General features: G+C 66.9%; 15 protein-coding genes. 10 read left to right on the top strand and 5 right to left on the bottom strand.

What is annotated here, in order from left to right; translation table 11 throughout:
- Position 1 precedes the first annotated feature (1 nt).
- Together D620_RS0104240 and D620_RS0104245 are read left to right on the top strand one after the other, a co-directional pair.
- Entirely contained in the window at positions 2 to 2,026 is a 2,025-nt protein-coding gene (locus tag D620_RS0104240) for a TonB-dependent receptor plug domain-containing protein (protein ID WP_017664549.1), read from the top strand.
- 208 nt (positions 2,027 to 2,234) lie between these two features.
- A complete protein-coding gene (locus D620_RS0104245; RefSeq protein WP_033376151.1) occupies positions 2,235 to 4,805 on the top strand; it encodes a TonB-dependent receptor in 2,571 nt (856 codons plus the stop codon).
- 418 nt (positions 4,806 to 5,223) lie between these two features.
- Here D620_RS0104245 and D620_RS0104250 read toward each other — a convergent pair whose 3' ends face one another.
- Both D620_RS0104250 and D620_RS0104255 read right to left on the bottom strand, forming a co-directional pair.
- Positions 5,224 to 6,387 carry an acyl-CoA dehydrogenase family protein gene (locus D620_RS0104250; protein ID WP_017664551.1) on the bottom strand — a complete coding sequence of 388 codons (1,164 nt, stop codon included), beginning with the start codon at positions 6,385 to 6,387 and terminating at the stop codon, positions 5,224 to 5,226.
- Between the two features lie 133 nt (positions 6,388 to 6,520).
- Entirely contained in the window at positions 6,521 to 7,294 is a 774-nt protein-coding gene (locus D620_RS0104255) for a crotonase/enoyl-CoA hydratase family protein (protein WP_017664552.1), read from the bottom strand.
- Between the two features lie 131 nt (positions 7,295 to 7,425).
- Here D620_RS0104255 and D620_RS0104260 point away from each other — a divergent pair, with 131 nt between their 5' ends.
- The 6 genes from D620_RS0104260 to bchJ all read left to right on the top strand — a co-directional run bounded on the left by D620_RS0104260 (position 7,426) and on the right by bchJ (position 13,908).
- The gene (locus D620_RS0104260; protein ID WP_017664553.1) at positions 7,426 to 8,694 is read left to right on the top strand and encodes an acetyl-CoA C-acetyltransferase; all 1,269 of its coding nucleotides are present in this window, start codon (positions 7,426 to 7,428) and stop codon (positions 8,692 to 8,694) included.
- Between the two features lie 19 nt (positions 8,695 to 8,713).
- A complete protein-coding gene (locus tag D620_RS0104265; protein WP_017664554.1) occupies positions 8,714 to 10,240 on the top strand; it encodes a hypothetical protein in 1,527 nt (508 codons plus the stop codon).
- Positions 10,241 to 10,323: 83 nt separating this feature from the next.
- The gene (gene hppD / locus D620_RS0104270) at positions 10,324 to 11,439 is read left to right on the top strand and encodes a 4-hydroxyphenylpyruvate dioxygenase (protein WP_017664555.1); all 1,116 of its coding nucleotides are present in this window, start codon (positions 10,324 to 10,326) and stop codon (positions 11,437 to 11,439) included.
- Complete coding sequence (locus tag D620_RS0104275) at positions 11,436 to 12,011, top strand: VOC family protein (protein ID WP_017664556.1); 576 nt, start codon at positions 11,436 to 11,438, stop codon at positions 12,009 to 12,011. Before hppD ends, D620_RS0104275 begins: the two co-directional genes overlap by 4 nt.
- Positions 12,012 to 12,092: 81 nt before the next feature.
- Positions 12,093 to 13,313 (top strand): B12-binding domain-containing radical SAM protein, encoded by a 1,221-nt coding sequence (locus tag D620_RS0104280; protein ID WP_017664557.1) that lies wholly within the window; start codon positions 12,093 to 12,095, stop codon positions 13,311 to 13,313.
- A 34-nt stretch (positions 13,314 to 13,347) separates the two neighbouring features.
- Positions 13,348 to 13,908, top strand: coding sequence for a bacteriochlorophyll 4-vinyl reductase (gene bchJ / locus D620_RS14635; RefSeq protein WP_196795247.1), 561 nt, complete (start codon positions 13,348 to 13,350; stop codon positions 13,906 to 13,908).
- A 19-nt stretch (positions 13,909 to 13,927) separates the two neighbouring features.
- Here bchJ and D620_RS0104290 read toward each other — a convergent pair whose 3' ends face one another.
- From D620_RS0104290 to D620_RS0104300, 3 genes are all read right to left on the bottom strand, one after another.
- Entirely contained in the window at positions 13,928 to 14,269 is a 342-nt protein-coding gene (locus D620_RS0104290) for a hypothetical protein (protein ID WP_155799982.1), read from the bottom strand.
- A 107-nt stretch (positions 14,270 to 14,376) separates the two neighbouring features.
- Positions 14,377 to 14,589, bottom strand: a complete 213-nt coding sequence (locus D620_RS0104295; protein WP_017664560.1) for a hypothetical protein — start codon at positions 14,587 to 14,589, stop codon at positions 14,377 to 14,379.
- Between the two features lie 10 nt (positions 14,590 to 14,599).
- A complete protein-coding gene (locus D620_RS0104300; protein WP_026091934.1) occupies positions 14,600 to 15,505 on the bottom strand; it encodes an SPFH domain-containing protein in 906 nt (301 codons plus the stop codon).
- A gap of 178 nt (positions 15,506 to 15,683) precedes the next feature.
- Here D620_RS0104300 and D620_RS15695 point away from each other — a divergent pair, with 178 nt between their 5' ends.
- Together D620_RS15695 and D620_RS14645 are read left to right on the top strand one after the other, a co-directional pair.
- Positions 15,684 to 17,657: a TIR domain-containing protein gene (locus D620_RS15695; RefSeq protein ID WP_051020532.1), complete on the top strand. Its 1,974-nt coding sequence runs from the start codon at positions 15,684 to 15,686 to the stop codon at positions 17,655 to 17,657.
- Between the two features lie 51 nt (positions 17,658 to 17,708).
- Positions 17,709 to 17,951: a hypothetical protein gene (locus D620_RS14645; RefSeq protein ID WP_017664563.1), complete on the top strand. Its 243-nt coding sequence runs from the start codon at positions 17,709 to 17,711 to the stop codon at positions 17,949 to 17,951.
- Positions 17,952 to 17,966: the final 15 nt, after the last annotated feature.

Raw genomic sequence — 17,966 nt, forward strand, 5'->3', positions numbered from 1 at the left:
CATGATCTTGCGCTCCCGCCTGCTCGCTTCCTTGCCCCTTGCCCTGTTTGCCGCGCCTATCGCCGCGCAGCAGAATGTGGTTGGCGAGGAGGAGCCGGCGGAAGAGATTATCGTCACCGGCAAGGGTCTCGATCCGGCGCTCTCGAACGGGATCTATGCGACCACCACGTTGGAACGCGATGCGATCGTTGCCAGCCCCTCGGGGCGGATCGAGGATGTGCTGCGGGGTGTGGCGGGGTTCCAGCAGTTCCGCCGCTCGGACAGCCGCTCGTCGAACCCGAGCGCGCAAGGGGTGACGCTGCGCGCGCTGGGCGGCAATGCCACGAGCCGCGCGCTGGTGCTCCTCGACGGGGTGCCGCTGGCAGACCCGTTCTTCGGCTATATCCCGCTTTCGGCCATCGCTCCCGAGACATTGGGCACGATCCGGGTGACGCGCGGGGGCGGCTCCGGCCCGTTCGGGGCTGGGGCGCTCGCCGGCACCATCGAGCTGGAGAGCGCTGCGCCCGGCGATGGTGTCCTCGCCAGCGCGGCGGTCAATGACCGGGGGGAGACCGAAGCCTCGGGCGTCCTTGCCCGAAGCCTCGGACTCGGCTTTGCCGTGGCGAGCGGACGGTGGGACCGCGGGCAGGGGTTCTTCACCACCCCGCTCGCGCAGCGCGTTCCCGCCACCGCCCGCGCCGCTTTCGACAGCTGGAACGCCGCGCTGCGCACCGTCGCCCCGCTCACCGACACGGTCGAGGTGCAGGCCCGCATCGCCGCCTTCCGCGACGCGCGCACGCTGCGCTTCCGGGGCGCGGATTCCACCTCTGAGGGCGAGGAAGCCTCGATCCGATTCGTCCGCCGGGGACGCTGGCAGTTCGATGCGCTCGCCTATGTGCAGGCGCGCGACTTTTCCAACGTGGTGATCTCCGCCACCCGCTTCACCCCGACCCTCGACCAGCGCCGCACGCCTTCGACCGGCATCGGCGGCAAGTTCGAGCTGCGCCCGCCCATCCTCGAAGGCCACGACATCCGCATCGGCGCCGATTACCGCCGCGCCGATGGCGAATTGCAGGAGGAGGCATTGAACGCCGTGTCGGGCGCGGTCACCGAACGCCGCCGCGCCGGCGGGGCGACGGGCAACCTCGGCATCTTCGTCGAAGACGACTGGCAGATCGGCCCGCTGACGGTGAACGGCGGTCTGCGCGCCGACCGGTCGAGCATCACCGGCGGCTTCTACCGCGCGGTTTCGGCCACGACCGGCGCGGTGGTGGGCGAGGTGATCGCGCCGGACCGCTCGGACTGGTCGCTGAGCTGGCGCGCGGGTGCGCTGCTGTACGCCACCCGCCGGCTGGGTCTGCGCGCAGCAGCCTATACGGGCCTCAGGCTCCCGACCTTGAACGAACTCTACCGGCCCTTCGTGGTCTTCCCCGTCACCACCGAGGCCAACGCGAACCTCGCCAATGAACGTCTCCAGGGCTTCGAGATCGGGTTCGACTGGCAGCCGGTCAACGAAGTGGTGATCGCGGTCACCGCCTTCGACAACGAGGTCGAGAACGCCATCGCCAATGTCACCATCGGCCGCAATCTGCGCCGCCGCGCGAACCTCCCCGCCGTCGAAGCGCGCGGGATCGAGGCGAGCCTGGCCGCGAAGTTCGGCGCGGTCAGCCTCGAGAGCGCGCTCGCCTGGACCGATGCGCAAGTGCGCGGCGAGGGGCCGTCCGCCGATCTCGACGGGCTGCGGCCTGCCCAGACACCGGAATTCGCCGCCACGCTCACCCTCGGCTGGCAGCCTGCTCCGGGCTGGCGGATCGCGGGCACCTTGCGCCATGTCGCGGCCCAGTTCGAGGACGACCGCGAAACCGACCGCCTGCCGCCCGCCACGACGCTGGACGCCTTTTTTGCCGCGCCGCTCCAGGGCCGCCTTTCGCTCGTCGCCCGCGCCGAGAACCTGACGGGCGAGGAGATCGTTTCCCGCAACCAGGGCGGATCGATCGACCTTGGCGTGCCGCGCACCTTGTGGCTGGGGCTGCGTTACGGCTTTTGACAGGGCGGCGGCGTCCGCGTAACAATCTTGCCACGCTTCCGGAAAATCCGACGCCAAGCTGCGCAAAAAATGCAATTGTGGCATTTTTGCTACGGTCCGGCATAAGTTTGCCTGTGACTCTTGTTAGGATGCGCGACACTGATAGGTTTCGCTCCGCTAACCCAAGTCCGGCGCAAAGACCGGCTGGGATGTGGAGAGAGGGAAACTGATGACGCGCAAATTCGCTACGTTCGCCTGCGGCCTGATGGCGTGCAGCGCTTTGACCACCCCCGCTTTTGCCCAGGACACCGACGAGGCGCCCGTCGCCAAGGATGACAACGTCATCATCGTGACCGCGACGCGCCGTGCGCAGGACGTGCAGGACATTCCTCTCGCCGTGACCGCGATCGCGCCGCAGCAGCTCGAAGCGCAGCGCGTGGTCAACATCCAGCAGATCGCCGCTCTTGCTCCGTCCTTCACCGCCAGCCAGGCGCAGCTTGCCTCGGGCTCGGTGGTGCTGCGGGTGCGCGGCGTCGGGACGACCTCGAACAATATCGGTTTCGAAAGCGCGGTCGGCATCTTCATCGATGGCGCCTACCAGTCGCGCCCGGGCGTGGCGCTCAGCGAATTCGTCGACGTCGAGCGCGTCGAAGTGCTGCGCGGTCCCCAGGGCACCCTGTTCGGCCGCAACACCTCGGCCGGCGCGCTCAACATCACCAATGTCCGGCCGGACGTGACCGAATTCGGCGGCTTCGTGAACGCTGAATACGGCAATTTCGAAGAGAAGAGCCTGCAAGGCGCGATCAACCTGCCGGTGGTCAAGGACACTGTCGCGGTGCGCCTCACCGGTGCGTGGCGTGAACGCGACGGCTTCCTCGATGTCGTCAACCGTAACGGCGTGAAGGTCGGCGAGACCAACGATGTCGACCAGTGGCTGGTGCGCGGCCAGATCGGCTGGGATACCGAAAGCGGGCTGCGCGGCCGGATCATCGCCGACTATTCGAAGAGCACCTCGAGCTGCTGCGGCGCGATCGAGCTCTACCAGTCGCCGGCGGTGACCCTCGGCGCCTACCAGGGGGTCGGGCTCGGCGCGAACGGCGGCAACGGCCAGCCTTCGGTCAGCACCGATCCGCGCAACCAGAGCGCCTTCGAACAGGCGCTCGACAACCGCGTGGTCTCGGCCAACTTCGCGCCCATCGCCGATATCGACAACTACGGCGTGACCGGCGAGTTGGAATTCCCGCTCTCCGATAGTGCGGACCTGATCTTCATCGGCTCCTACCGCAAGTACCAGAGCTTCGAGAACTACGATTCGGACTTCACCGGGCTCGACATCTTCAATGTCGATGCGCTGAACCTTGATCTTGACACCTGGACCGCCGAACTGCGTCTGCAGGGCGAAGCGGCCGGCGGCAAGCTCAACTATATGGTTGGCGGCTTCTACTCCAAGGAGCAGATCGACCAGTCGGTCACCTTCGCGCTCGGTTCGGAATATGGCGAGAACGTCGGCGCGCTGCTGTTCGCGGCGACCGGCGGTGCGCTCGGGCCCAACCCGCTGACCGTGTTCACCGGCCGCGATCCTGCGGGCACGCGCAACACCAACCGCTTCCAGCAGGACGCCAAGAGCTACGCCGTCTTCACCCACAACTCGCTCGAGATCACCGACGGCCTCGAACTGACCGTGGGCGCGCGCTATTCGTGGGAAGACAAGTCGGGCGGCTTTTCCCAGACCGCGGTCAACAACACGATCTGTCCGGCAACGCTCAATGCGATCGGGGCGAGCGGCAATCCGGCGGTCGTGCCCGCAGCGCTGCGCCCGACTTTCGTTGCGCTCGGCTGCTTCGGCTTCACCGCGCCCGCCAACCTGCCGCAATCGGCCGTCCTGCCGCTGGTGCGCACCTTCCAGTCGGACTTCAAGGACGAGGAGCTGATCTACACCGTCAAGCTCGGTTACGAGATCAGCCCCTTCGTGAGCACCTACGGCAGCTTCACCCACGGCTACAAGGCGGGCGGGATCAACCTCGACACCACGGCTGCGGTTGGCGGGGCGGACCCGCGCTTCTTGTCGGAAGAGGTCGATGCCTATGAAATCGGCGTCAAGGCGCAGACCCCTGACCGGGCGCTGACGCTGAACGTCGCGGGCTTCTACGAGCAGTTCAAGAACTTCCAGGTTCTCGAATTCACCGGCACCGCGTTCCAGACCTTCAACGTGCCCAAGGCCAACACCCGCGGCGTGGAAATCGAAAGCCTGCTGCGTCCGGCAGAAGGGCTCACGCTGAACCTGTCGGCGACCTTCCTCAAGGCCGACTATCCCGATGACTGCGCGGGCACCTCGGCGGCGGTGACGGTGGTTTCGCTGTGCGGCAACGATCTCACCAACGCGCCGCAGATCATCGCGCTGGCGGGCGCGATGTGGGAAAGGCCGATCAGCGACGATGTCGAGTTCTTCATCTCGGGCCAGGTCCGGGTGGAAGCCGACCAGCGCACCTCGACCCAGGCGATCGTGCCGCCGACCGTGGCCGCCGGTTCGACCCAGGCGCAGGTCCAGGCTGCGGTCGACGCCGCGCCGCTGATCATCGCCGACATCCAGGACGGCAAGGCTTTCGTCAATGCGCGCGCGGGCTTGCGCTTTGCGGGCGGCAAGTATGCGCTCGAAGGCTGGGTCAACAACCTCACCGACGAAGTGGTGCGCGGGGTGACCTTCAACACCACCCTGCGCGGAAGCGGTGCGGCCAACTCGCGTTCGGCCTTCACCCTGCCGCCGCGCCAGTACGGCGTCACGCTGCGCGCGAAGTTCTGAGCGCGTAGAACAAGTTAGCTCCGCAAAGGAGCGGGAGAGGGGAGCGGCCTGCCTTGCGGCAGGCCGCTCCTTTCTTTTTTGTTTTCCGCACGCCATCCGGCGCGCGAAGTCCTCGCTCATGCGACCTGAAGGTCGCGTCGCTGCGGGCACGCGTTCGCGCTTGCGGCCCCTGCGGGGCCGATCAGCGCCGAACCCGCGCTTTCAGGAAGGTTGGGGCTGCTCACGAAAAAGGCGGCCCGTTGCGGGGCCGCCTCTCAGTAGGTCGATCTTCGCGCTGATCCGGTCGCGCCAGCGACCGCAAGGCCGAACGGCGGCCCGCAGGTGCTCGATCCTCTAAGGATAGAAACGCACCGAGGAAGCATACGCGGAGGCGGCTGCACTTACAAAAACATCCGCGCAGGCGGGCCCGCCTACAAACTCACATACCCCTCGCGATCACCATCTTCATCACCTCGTTCGAACCGCCGAAGATGCGGGTGATGCGGCTGTCGCGGTACATGCGGGCGATCGGGTAATCGTTGATGAACCCGGCCCCGCCGTGGAATTGCAGGCACTTGTCGACGACCTCGCCCTGAAGCTCGGTCACCCAGTACTTCGCCATGCAGGCGGTCGCCACGTCGAGCTCACCCTTCAAATGGCGGGCGATGCAATCATTGACGAACACGCGCGCGGCGGTGCTGCGGGCCTTCAAGTCGGCCATCACGAACTGGGTGTTCTGGAAATCCCAGATCGTCTGGCCGAAAGCCTTGCGGTTCTTGACGTAGTCCATCGTGGTCTCGAGCGCCTTCTCGATCCCGTTGATCGCGCCCACGGCGATGATCAGGCGTTCCTGCGGCAGCTCGCCCATCAGCTGGTAGAAGCCCTTGCCCTCGACCCCGCCGAGCACGTTTTCGGCCGGCACGAAGACATTGTCGAAGAACAGCTCGGACGTGTCGGCCGCGTCCATCCCGATCTTGTCGAGCTTGCGCCCGCGCTGGAAGCCATCCGCGCCCTCGGTCTCGAGCAGCATCAGCGAGATGCCCTTGGCGCGCTCGTTCGGATCGGTCTTGGCGACGACGATGATGAAATCGGCGATCTGGCCGCTCGAGATATAGGTCTTCGAGCCGCTGATGCGGTAGCCGTTGCCGTCTTTCACCGCGGTGGTGGTGATCGACTGGAGGTCGGACCCCACGCCCGGTTCGGTCATGGCGATCGCGCTGACGAGGTCGCCGCTGACGAGGCGGGGGAGGTACTTTGCCTTTTGCTCCTCGGTCCCGTGGCGCACCAGGTAGGGCAGGATCACCGTGTTGTGGAGCGAGGCGGCAAACCCGTCGACCCCGTGCTTGGCCTGCTGGTCGATGACGACAAGGTCATGCCGAAAATCGCCGCCGTGGCCGCCATATTCGCTCGGCACAGACACGCCGAGCAGGCCCGCTTCCCCGGCTTCGCGCCAGAATTCGCGTTCGACCTGGCCATCTTCGCGCCACTTCTCGACGCGCTTGGCGGGCGCGTGCTGCTGGTAGAACTTGCCGACCGCGTCGGCGAAAATGGCGATTTCCTCGTCTTCCATGAAGGCGGGCTGAGGCACGTTGAGAACCGACATTCTCTCTCTCCTTGATTGGGTTCCGGGCCGCCCGCTCCTCCGCCCGTCCACCCGGAGCCGATCGGGTAGCATCCGGGTGGAAGGGCGGGGGAGCGGGTGGCACGGCGCGCGGGACGCGCCGAAAAATATGTCCTTACTTCCCCGTCCAGTTGGGCTTGCGCTTTTCGGCGAAGGCGGCGGCGCCCTCGCGGGCATCGTGGCTGATGAACACCGGGCCGATCAGCTCGCCCTGCTTGGCGTAGCGGTCTTCCATCGCCCAGCCGCGCGATTGCTTCATCACCGCCTTGGAGACCTTCACGGCAAGCGGGCCATTGGCCGCGATCCGGGCCGCGAGCGCCTTGGCACCCTCGAGCGCGGAGCCCTCGGTCACCTGGTTGATGAGGCCGATCTGGTAGGCGCGCTCGGTCCCGATGAAATCGCCGGTGAGGGCCAGTTCCATCGCCACCCGCTCGGGGATCTGGTCGGGCAGCATCATCACGCCGCCGGCGGCCGCAACAAGCCCGCGCTTGGCTTCGGGGATACCGAACTTGGCATCCTTGTGCGCGACAACGAGGTCGCACGCGATCATCAGCTCAAGGCCGCCAGCCAGTGCATAGCCTTCCACCGCCGCGATCAGCGGCTTGGCGGGCGGGGCCTGCACCACGCCGCCGAACCCGCGGCCCGGGACGCTCGGCGATTCGCCGCGCAGGAAGCCCTTCAGGTCCATGCCCGAACAGAAGGTGCCCCCCGCACCCGTCAGGATGCCGACGCGCAGTTCATCTTCGGCATCGAGGCGGTCCATCGCCGCCGCGATCGCCTCGGAAGCGGCCTTGGTCATGGCGTTCTTGGCTTCGGGGCGGTTGATGGTGACGATGAGGACGCCATCCTCGACTTCGGTCAGCACTTCGGGTGCGGCGGTATCGCTCACGGCTAGGGGTCCTCTCTCTTTGGCCTATCGAATTTGGCGTTACGTTTCGAAACGCAATCCTTGTGCCTTTGGTGCAGCCGGTTTACGGACGCGTCAACCGCAATTTCGCTATAAGTGGAGAGGATCACCCCATGGCCGAAGCATACATCATCGACGCAGTGCGCACGCCCCGCGGGATCGGCAAGCAGGGCAAGGGCGCGCTGGCCGCGTGCCACCCGCAGCATCTTGCCGCCACCGTCTTGAAGGCGATCAAGGACCGCAACAATCTCGACACCGCCACGGTCGATGACGTGATCTGGTCGGTCAGCACGCAGGACGGGATGCAGGCGGGCGACATGGGCCGCATGGCCGCGCTCGATGCGGGCTTCGATATCACCTCGTCCGGCACCACGCTCGACCGCTTCTGCGGTGGCGGGATCACCAGCGTCGCGCTCGCCTCGGCGCAGGTGATGAGCGGGATGGAAGACTGCGTCATCGCCGGGGGCACCGAGATGATGAGCCTCACCGCCGCCATGGCCCAAGAGAAGATGCGCGCCGGGATCAAGCCGCCGATGATGGGCAGCTACAACGAGCGGCTCCAGAAGGTGCACCCGCAGTCGCATCAGGGCATCTGCGGCGATGCGATCGCCTCGCAGGAAGGGTTCACCCGCGAGGAGCTCGACGAGGTTGGCTACCGCTCGCAAGTCCGTGCCGCCGAGGCGATGGCCGAGGGCCGCTTCGCCAGGTCGGTTGTGCCGGTGGTGGCCGATGACGGCACCGTGCTGCTCGACCGTGATGAATATGCCCGTCCGCAGACCACCCGCGAGGATCTGGCGAAGCTGGAACCGGCCTTCCCCAAGATCGCCGACGTGCCGCTCGACGCCGAGGGCACGACCTTCCGCAAGCTGATCAACGCCAAGTACCCCGATCTGGAGATCAAGCACTTCCACCATGCGGGCAACAGCTCGGGTGTGGTCGATGGCGCCGCGGCGGTGCTGATCACCTCGAAGGACTATGCGCAGAAGCACGGGTTGAAGCCCCGTGCGCGCATCGTCGCCACGGCGAACATGGGCGATGATCCGACGCTGATGCTCAACGCGCCGGTTCCGGCCGCCAAGAAGGTGCTGGCCAAGGCCGGCCTCTCCAAGGACGATATCGACCTCTACGAGATCAACGAGGCCTTCGCCGTGGTCGCCGCCAAGTTCGTGCGCGATCTTGAGCTTGATTGGGACAAGGTCAACGTCAACGGCGGCTCGATCGCGCTCGGCCACCCCATCGGCGCGACCGGCTCGATCCTGATCGGCACCGTGGTGGACGAACTGGAGCGGCGCGGCGGTCGCTATGGCCTCGTCACCATGTGCGCGGCGGGCGGCATGGCCCCGGCGATCATCGTCGAGCGTGTCGACGGCTTCGTCGACTGACCCGGCAGGGCGCGGCCACATGATCGCTGACACCACGCCCGTCATCATCGGGGTCGGGCAATATTCAGAACGCGTCGGCCAGCCCGGCTACGAGGCCCTGTCCTACATGGACCTCGCCGGGCGGGCGCTGGGGGCGGCGATTGCGGACAGCGGGGCGGGTGGCGGTGTGGCGGGTGCCATCGACACCCTCGCCGCGATCCGCGCCTTCGAGATGTCGCGGCCCGACAGGAAGCCGCCGTTCGGCGCGGCCAGCAATGTCCCGCGCGCGATTGCCAAGCGGGTGGGGGCTGATCCGAAACGCGCGATCCTCACCACAACCGGCGGGCAGACCAACCAGCAGCTGGTAGGCGAATTCGCGAGCGCCATCGCGGCGGGCGAGAGCCGCTGTGCCGTGATCGTCGGTTCCGAGGCGATCTCGACCGTGCTGGCGCTCAGCGCGAAGGGTGAGATCCCCGACTGGTCGGAGGAAATCGAGGGCGACCTCGAGGATCAGGGTTTCGGGGTCGAGGAACTGATGGAGCCCACGCTGTTCATGCACGGCGCGAGCGGGGCGATCCCGCTCTATGCGCTGGCCGAGAACGCGCGGCGCGCGAGGCTGGGTTTGGGGCTGGAGGAGTACCGCCGCGAAATCGGCAAGCTGTTCGCGCCCTTCACCCGAGTGGCCGCCGCCAACCCGCACTCCGCCGCACCCGTGGAGCGCAGTGCCGAGGAACTCGCCACCGTCACCGACCGCAACCGGATCGTGGCGGAGCCCTATCCGCGCATGACCGTGGCGCGCGATCAGGTGAACCAGGCCGCCGCGATCATCGTCGCTTCGGCGGGCCTCGCGCGCGAATTGGGGGTGCCTCGGGACAGGTGGGTGCATATCCATGCCGTCACCGCCGCGACCGAACTGAAGCTCTCGCAGCGGCCTGACCTTGCGGGCAACCCGGCCAGCCTCGCGAGCGTCGACGCGGCGCTGGGGCGGGCAGGGAAAGGGATCGGCGAGATCGCCTATCTCGATTTCTATTCCTGCTTCGCGATCCCCGTCTTCAACCAGTGCGACCACTTCGGACTGAGCGCGGACGACCCGCGCGGGCTGACCCTGACCGGCGGCCTGCCGTTCTTCGGCGGGGCGGGGAACAACTATTCGGCCCACGCCATCGCCGAAGCGGTGCAGCGCGTGCGCCGGGATCGCGGCAGCTTCGCGCTGGTCGGCGCAAACGGCGGCTGGATGAGCAAATATGCGACCGGCATCTACTCCACCGAACCTGCCGACTGGTCAGGCATTGACCGCTTTGCGGTGCTCCCCAAGGCGACCGACAAGGTGCCGGTGGCGAAGGGTCCGGTGGAGTGCGCGGTGGTTGAAACCTACACCATCAACCGCGGCCCCAAGGGGGCCGAGGCGATCTTCATCGGCCGCTCGGACGCGGGCGAGCGGGTGGTGGGCAATGCCGATCTGTCGGACCCCGCCACGGCCGAGGCCTTCGAAAGCGGCGAGCCTTTCGGCAAGCGTCTGCGGCTGACGCAGGACGAGCGCGGGCGGACGCTCGGACAGGTGGTCTAGTCCCCGCTCGCGCTTGCGCGAATCGGCCTTTTGCGGTAGGTAGTTTCAATTGAAACTATATTGCCGGCCCGAAGGGATGACCGATGAGCGCACCTGCTACCGACCTCTTCGACAACCCCGGCGGCCTCGACGGGTTCGAATTCGTCGAGTTCTGCGCGCCTCAGAAGGGCGTGCTCGAGCCGGTGTTTGCGGCGATGGGCTTCACCCGTGTCGCACAGCATCGCTCGAAGGACGTGCACCTCTGGCGGCAGGGCGGCATCAACCTCATCGCCAATTACGAGCCCAAAAGCGCCGCGTGGTATTTCGCCCGCGAGCACGGCCCCTCGGCCTGCGGCATGGCCTTCCGCGTGCGCGATGCGGCGGCGGCCTATGACCACCTCATCGCCAAGGGGGCCGAGCCGGTCGCGGTGCAGACCGGCGTGATGGAGCTGCGCATCCCCGCGATCCGCGGCATCGGCGGCGCGATCCTCTATCTGGTCGACCGCTACGAGGGCGCCGAGGGAGGCAACGGCCTCACCATCTATGACATCGACTTCGAGTACCTGCCGGGCGTCGACAAGCACCCCGAGGGCGCGGGCTTTCACACCATCGATCATCTCACCCACAACGTCTATGGCGGGCGGATGAAGTACTGGGCCGACTACTACGAGACCCTGTTCAATTTCCGCGAAATCCGCTTCTTCGACATCAAGGGCGAATACACCGGCCTAACCAGCAAGGCGCTCACCGCGCCCGACGGCAAGATCCGCATCCCGCTCAATGAGGAAGGGGAAGGCGGCAAGGGCCAGATCGAGGAGTTCCTGCGCGCCTTCAACGGCGAGGGCATCCAGCACATCGCGCTGATCTGCGAAGATTTGCCCGCCTGCTGGGACCGCCTCCAGAAGCTCGGCGTCCCCTTCATGACCGCCCCGCCCGCGACCTATTACGAGATGCTCGAAGGGCGCCTCCCCGGCCACGGCGAGGATGTGGACGCGCTCAAGATGCGCGGCATCCTGCTCGATGGCACCACGCAAGGCGGCCAGCCCCGCCTCCTCCTGCAAATCTTCGCGCAGGCGCAGGTCGGCCCCGTTTTCTTCGAATTCATCCAGAGGAAGGGCGACGAAGGCTTCGGCGAGGGCAATTTCAAGGCCCTGTTCGAAAGCATGGAGCGCGACCAGATCATCCGCGGCGTGCTCAATGTCGAGGAGCCGGCCCAATGACGCACCCCGTAGCCCACCCCGTTCAGCTTGGGGGCATCCACCACGCCGCCTACCGCTGCAAGGACGCCAAGGAGACGGTGGAGTGGTACGCCCGCGTGCTGGGCATGACCTACACCACCGCCTTTGCCGAGGATCACGTGCCCTCGACCGGCGAATATGATCCCTACATGCACATCTTCCTCGATGCGGGGAACGGCAACATCCTCGCCTTCTTCGAGCTGCCGGGCCAGCCCGAGATGGGCAAGGACCCGAACACGCCCGCCTGGGTGCAGCATCTGGCGCTCAAGGTGCCCTCGGAGGAAGCGCTGCTGGCGGCCAAAGCGCATATCGTTGGTTTGGGGGTCGACGTGCTCGGCCCGACGCATCACGGCATCTTCAAGTCGATCTACTTCTTCGATCCCAATGGCCACCGGGTGGAACTTGCCGCCGATATCGGGACGGCGGAGCAATACGAAGAACTCGCCCGCGTCGCCCCGGCGATGCTGGAGGAGTGGTCGCAGACCAAGACCGCGCCGCGCCACGCGGATTGGCTCCACGAGATTGCCCGAGCGGAACACGCGCCGAAGGCGTGAGCTTCGACATTTGATCTGACGCAAAGCGCAGCAGCGCCGTCTCCCCCACCTTGGCACCGTCCAAAAGGGGGAGTTACGCCCATGCGCATTCTGTTCGTCCACCCCAACTACCGCTCGGGCGGGGCCGAAATTGCCGGGACTTGGCCTCCCGCATGGGTCGCCTATCTCACCGGCCCCCTGAAGCGCGCCGGGTTCGACGACATCACCTTCATCGACGCGATGACCGAGGGGCTGTCGGACGACGCGCTGCGCCAGCGCATGACCGCGCTCCAGCCCGATGTGGTCGGCACCACCGCCATCACCCCCTCGATCTACGCGGCCGAGCGGGTGCTGGAGATCGCCGCGCTCCACGTGCCGCAGGCGGTGCGGGTGCTGGGGGGGATCCATGCGACCTTCATGTATGCGCAGGTGCTCGCCGAGGCTCCGCATATCGACGTCATCGTGCGCGGCGAGGGCGAGGAGATTGCGGTCGCGCTGTTCACCGCCATATCCGAGGGCCGCTGGCCCCAGGACGCGCGCGCCATCACCCGCGTCACCGATATCTACCGCGACAAGGAATTGCTGCCCTTCTACCGCAAGGCCGGCCTCGTCCATGTCAGCCTGGGCACCGAAGCTGCCGCGCAGATGAAGCTCGACCGGTTCAACAAGGAAACCAAGGTCGAGGAGAACAAGCAGGCGATCAAGCTGCTGCGCGATGCCGACATTTTCGTCGAGGCGCAGTTCATCGTCGGGCTGGACAACGAGACTCCCGAGACGCTCGAGGACACCTTCCAGATGGCGTGGGACTGGCAGCCCGATCTCGCCAACTGGGCGATGTATACGCCCTGGCCCTACACCCCGCTGTTCGAGACGCTGAAGGAGCAGGTCGAGGTCCACGATTTCAGCAAATACAATTTCGTCACCCCGATCATGAAGCCTGCCGCGATGGAGCGCGGGGAGCTGCTCGACGGGGTGATGAAGAACTACCGCCGGTTCTACATGCGAAAGGCGCTGTTCCACTATCCATGGCGCGGAACGGGGTTCCGGCGGCGCTATCTGCTCGGGTGCCTGTGGGCCTTCCTGCGCGCCGGGTTCAAGCGGACCTTCTACGACCTCGGCAAGGCGGGCTATTGGGGCCCGCAGACCAAGACACAGCTCGATTGGCATTTCGACGAAAGCCGCCTCGCGGCTGCCGATGCTGCGACGGACTGGCAAACCAATGCCGGCAAGGCCGCGCAGGCGGCCGAGCGCCGCGAGGCGGTGCGCGCGCAGATGAAAGAGCGCGGTGAAAGCCGCAAACGGGACCGGATCGATGTCGAGTGAGGCGCGCCTCCTCCCGCGCCGCCGGGCCGAAGCCATGATCGGGCCCAACGCGGTGCTCAAGGCGTTAGAGGTGATGGAGGAGCGGCTGGGTCATGCCGAAACCGCCGCGATCCTCGCCGATGCGCAGATCGCGCGCCTGCCGAGCGGCGCGCACATGATCCCCGAGATCGAGGCCCTGCGGCTCCATCGTCGGCTGGCGCTGCACGATCCGATCGGGGCGTGGGGAATCGCCGAGGAAGCGGGCGCGCGCACGGCGGATTACATCATCGCCCACCGCATCCCCCGCGCGGCGGGATGGCTGCTGCGCCGCCTGCCCGCGCGTCTGGCCGCGCCGCTGCTGATGGCCGCGATCAGGAAGCATGCCTGGACCTTCATCGGCGGGGGCGCCTTCACGCCGGCCGACGCATGGCACTTCGCCATCGACCGGGCCGCCGCCGGGGACAGGCTACCGCCGCCCGAAAGCCTGTTTCACTGGTATGCGGCGGTGTTCACGCGGCTCTACCGCGTGCTCGTCGCCCCCGATTGCATCTGCCGGATGATCGAGCCGGACGTTCCGTGCGACACGGCGCGCAGCTACGCCATCACCCGAAGCTGAGCCCCGGACCGATGGCCGGTCATTGCGGCGGCATGTCGCGGTTGCTGCGCCGCCGCTTCTGTTCGGCCTTCTGCCGTTCGCGCAGGTATTCCGCCATCTCGACCACCTTGGCGCGCGCCAGCACCCAACACATGGCGATGATGGCCCAGCCAATCAGGCCGATGAGGAACAGGATGATCGCAAAAGCGAAATCGTCGCTCTCGCCGTTCTTTTCGGCATAGCCGGCAAACCACACGATCAACGCCCCGAGCAGAGCGAACCATGCGACGAGTTGCACCCATCCGGCAAATCCGCGCGGCACGATTACGAAATCGAGCGGACCTCGCCGGTACATGACGAAGGGCCTGCCCCTGTCACGCAACTATCTCTCCTGTGACCTTATCCTCTCTTTCTACCATAAGCCTGCAGAAGGCAATATATCCATACGTGTAGCCGATGCCGAGAAGGGGATTTCAACAATCTTATCAGCTACGTGATATCTCCGATGCGCTCCGCGATGGGCGGGCGGCCGCGGCGGGCTGGCGCAGCGCGGGCCACCTTGACCCCGCGCCGCGCCAGCGCTTCGCGCAGCAGCACCTCGATCTCGGCGTTCACGCTGCGCAGCTCGGTATCGGCGAGCCGCTGGACCGCATCGTGAAGCGCCGGATCGAGGCGCAGGGGAAAGGCCTTCTTCGCGCTCATGGCATGGCCGTCAGTAGAGCGACCCTGCATTGACCACCGGCGTGGTGTCGCGTTCGGAGCACAGCACCACCATCAGGTTCGAGACCATCGCCGCCTTGCGCTCGTCATCGAGCTGGACCACGTCCTTCTCGCTGAGCTGGGTCAGCGCGAGTTCGACCATCGTCACTGCACCTTCGACCAGCTTGGCGCGCGCGGCGATCACCGCTTCGGCCTGCTGGCGGCGCAGCATCGCACCGGCGATCTCGGGCGCGTAGGCAAGGTGGGTCAGGCCGCACTCGTCGACCGTGATCCCGGCGACCGAGAGCCGCTCGATCAGCGCAAGGCGCAGTTCGGCCCCCACTTCCTCGTGGTTGCCGCGCAGTGTCACCTCGAGATGCTCGATATCGTCATAAGGATAGCGCGAGCCGATCGCGCGGACCGCCGCTTCCATCTGGGCGGTGACGAATTCGCGGTAATCGTCGACATCGAACAGCGCCTGCGCGGTGTCGGTGACGCGCCAGACGACCTGGGCCGCCATCTCGATCGGGTTGCCGCGCGAATCGTTGACCTTGATCTTTTCGCTGATCACGTTGTTGGCACGCACCGCGATCTTCTTGCGGGCAAGCCACGGCAGCACCCAGCGCAGGCCCTCGTTGCGGTCGGTGCCCTTGTAGGCGCCGAACAGCTGGATCGCGGCGGCTTCGTTGGGGTTGATCATGTAGAAGCCGGTCAGGCAGAACAGGCTGAAAAAGCCCGTCACCAGCGCGCCGATCAACCGCAGCCCGTGCGGCGGGCCATCGCCGGCAACGGCTCCGATGAACAGCCACACGGCCAGCGCCGCCAGCACGAGGCTGAGCATGAGCATGACATAGCCGCTCTGGGTGGAAGCCGGATACTCGCGGCTGCGGTTCAGGGCAGGGGTTTCAGTAGAGGACATGACGATACTCCATTTCCCGATATAATCGGGATATTATTTTTATATCGTGGATTAGTTTCGTCAAGCCGATTTTGCACAAAGCCGCGGCATCCTGCCCGTGCATGACCGCTTGGCGCGCGGGGCCTTTCGGTTATAGCTGGCGCGTTACACGGCATTGACGCGCGAAGGGGGCGGTTCGATGGACAGCGGCGAGAACACGGCTCCGGGCACTGCCCCGCTGCTGTTCGTCAGCTATTCGCGCACCGATCTGCCGCGCGCCGAGCCCGTCATCGCGCTGCTCGAAAAGGCGGGCTTCGCGGTGTGGTGGGACGGGCGCCTCGAAGGGGGCGAGAATTACCTCCAGACCACCGAGACGGCGCTCGAGAACGCGGCCTGCGTGGTGGTGCTGTGGTCGGCAACTTCGGTCGCCTCGCACTGGGTGCGCGACGAGGCGCAGCGCGGGCGCGAGCGCGGGTGTCTGGTGCCGCTGACGATTGATGGCACCATGGCGCCATTGGGCTTCCGTCAGTTCCAGCTGCTCGACATCAGCGGCTGGGATGGCCGTGCGGACAGCGCCGAGGCGGCGCGTATCCTGGTGGCGGTGCGCGCGCGGCTGGGCGGGGAGGCAACGCCGCAGGTGCCCGGAACCGCCGCATCGCCGCCGGTCACGCCGCCCCGGGTGCCCGAAACGCCTGGGTTGTCGCGCCGCACGCTGATGATCGGGGGCCTTGGCGGGGCGGCGGCGGGGCTGTTGGGCGCATGGCGGTTCGGGCTGCTGGGCAGCCCGGCCTCGGCGGCGACCTCGATGGTGGTGATGCCGTTTGCCAACGAGACCGGGGACCCGGACAAGAAGTTCTTCTCAGATGGCCTCGCGCGCGAGCTGCGCACCATCCTGTCGCGCAACCCCCGCCTCAAGGTCGCCGCGCCCACCTCCTCCAGCGCGATCGCGGACGAGGACGATTTCGAGATCGGCCGCAAACTGGGCGTCGGCAGCATTTTGCGCGGCAGCGTCCAGCGCGACAATGCGCGGGTCCGCGTCACGGCCGAGCTGGTCGAGATCCAGGGCGGGCTGGTGCGCTGGGCGGAAACCTACGACCGCGCGCTCGAAAGCATCTTCGCGCTGCAATCCGAAATCGCCGAAACCGTGGCCCTGTCGCTGGTCGCCGAGGTGGCGGGCGATGCCGAGGCGAAGGAGGCGGCCGCTGCGCAGGGCGATATCGGCGGCACGCAGTCGGTCGCCGCCTACGAGGCCTTCCTGCGCGGTCTTGCGCTCTACGACGTGTCGGCGGGCGAGGAGACCGACCGCGCCGCGCTTGCCCAGTTCGAGAAGGCCGCCGCCGAGGATCCGGGCTATGCTGCCGCCCACGCCTGGCGCTCGACCATGCTCGCCGCGATCGCCAATAATGTCGCGAGCGCGCAGGGCGAATCCCGCCAGCTGTTCGATGCCGCGGTCGCCGCCGCCGAAAAGGCGATCGCCATCGAGAAGCGGCTCGCGCGTGGCCATCTGGCATTGGGCTTTGCGCTCAACAACGGGCGGCTCGACCGCACGGGGGCAGCGCCCCATTACCGCGCTGCCGAAACGCTTGCGCCCGGCGATGCCGATGTGCTGCGCGCGGTCGCGAGCTTCCATGCCTATGGCGCCGATCTCGCGCTGGCGGGCAAGATGATCGACACCGTGCTCGAGCTCGATCCGTTGAACGCCCGGGCCTTCCGGTCGGCGGGCTATGTCGCGCTGTTCGCCCGCGATTATCCGGCGGTGGTGCGCCGGATGGAACGTGCGCTGGCATTGAACCCGAGCCTTGCGAGCGCGCAGTTCGGGATTGCGGTCGCGCGGCTGATGCAGGGCGATGCGGCGGGCGCGCTCGCGGCGGCCAAGGCCGAACAGGGCGCCGCCTATTCGGTCAGCCTCATCGCCATCGCCAAGCACCGGCTGGGCGATGCGGCGGGATCGGACGAGGCGCTCGCCAACCTGGCCGCGGTGTTCGACGATTCCGACTACCAGCAGGCCGAGGTCCACGCCCAGCGCGGCGATATTCCCGTAGCGCTCGCCAAGCTCGAGGAGGCTTATGCCAAGCGCGATCCCGGCCTCTTGTGGCTGCGCAACGATCCGCTGCTCGATCCCTTGCGTGCCGAGTCGCGGTTCAAGGAATTGCTTTCGCGCCTCGGGTCATGATAGCCCTTGTCGCGACGCCCGATCAGGGGCGTGCTTGAGGGGGTTTGTACCATGAAGACAATCGTGACTTTTGCTGTGGCCACCGGCGCTGCGCTGGCGCTGTCGGCGTGCGGTGCCAAGGAAGAAGAGGCTCCCGCAGCCGAGCCCACCGCCGAGGAAATGATGGCGCCCGTCGATGCCGGCACCCCGGCCGCCGACGCGACCGACGAAGCGGCCGCTGCTGCCGAAGGTCAGGAAGGCACCGCCAACCCGATCGGCCCGGGCGCTGCTGCACCGGAAGCCGGCGCGCAGTAAAGCCGCCACGCCAGT

Origin of the sequence: Porphyrobacter sp. AAP82 (assembly GCF_000331285.1) — a bacterium.
Lineage (GTDB): Bacteria > Pseudomonadota > Alphaproteobacteria > Sphingomonadales > Sphingomonadaceae > Erythrobacter.

Excerpts from the sequence above, each read along its gene's own strand:
- D620_RS0104240 (WP_017664549.1), top strand. The coding sequence starts at position 2 with ATGATCTTGCGCTCCCGCCTGCTCGCTTCCTTGCCCCTTGCCCTGTTT.
- D620_RS0104245 (WP_033376151.1), top strand. The coding sequence starts at position 2,235 with ATGACGCGCAAATTCGCTACGTTCGCCTGCGGCCTGATGGCGTGCAGC.
- D620_RS0104250 (WP_017664551.1), bottom strand. The coding sequence starts at position 6,387 with ATGTCGGTTCTCAACGTGCCTCAGCCCGCCTTCATGGAAGACGAGGAA.
- D620_RS0104260 (WP_017664553.1), top strand. The coding sequence starts at position 7,426 with ATGGCCGAAGCATACATCATCGACGCAGTGCGCACGCCCCGCGGGATC.
- D620_RS0104265 (WP_017664554.1), top strand. The coding sequence starts at position 8,714 with ATGATCGCTGACACCACGCCCGTCATCATCGGGGTCGGGCAATATTCA.
- hppD (WP_017664555.1), top strand. The coding sequence starts at position 10,324 with ATGAGCGCACCTGCTACCGACCTCTTCGACAACCCCGGCGGCCTCGAC.
- D620_RS0104275 (WP_017664556.1), top strand. The coding sequence starts at position 11,436 with ATGACGCACCCCGTAGCCCACCCCGTTCAGCTTGGGGGCATCCACCAC.
- D620_RS0104280 (WP_017664557.1), top strand. The coding sequence starts at position 12,093 with ATGCGCATTCTGTTCGTCCACCCCAACTACCGCTCGGGCGGGGCCGAA.
- bchJ (WP_196795247.1), top strand. The coding sequence starts at position 13,348 with ATGATCGGGCCCAACGCGGTGCTCAAGGCGTTAGAGGTGATGGAGGAG.
- D620_RS0104295 (WP_017664560.1), bottom strand. The coding sequence starts at position 14,589 with ATGAGCGCGAAGAAGGCCTTTCCCCTGCGCCTCGATCCGGCGCTTCAC.
- D620_RS0104300 (WP_026091934.1), bottom strand. The coding sequence starts at position 15,505 with ATGTCCTCTACTGAAACCCCTGCCCTGAACCGCAGCCGCGAGTATCCG.
- D620_RS15695 (WP_051020532.1), top strand. The coding sequence starts at position 15,684 with ATGGACAGCGGCGAGAACACGGCTCCGGGCACTGCCCCGCTGCTGTTC.
- D620_RS14645 (WP_017664563.1), top strand. The coding sequence starts at position 17,709 with ATGAAGACAATCGTGACTTTTGCTGTGGCCACCGGCGCTGCGCTGGCG.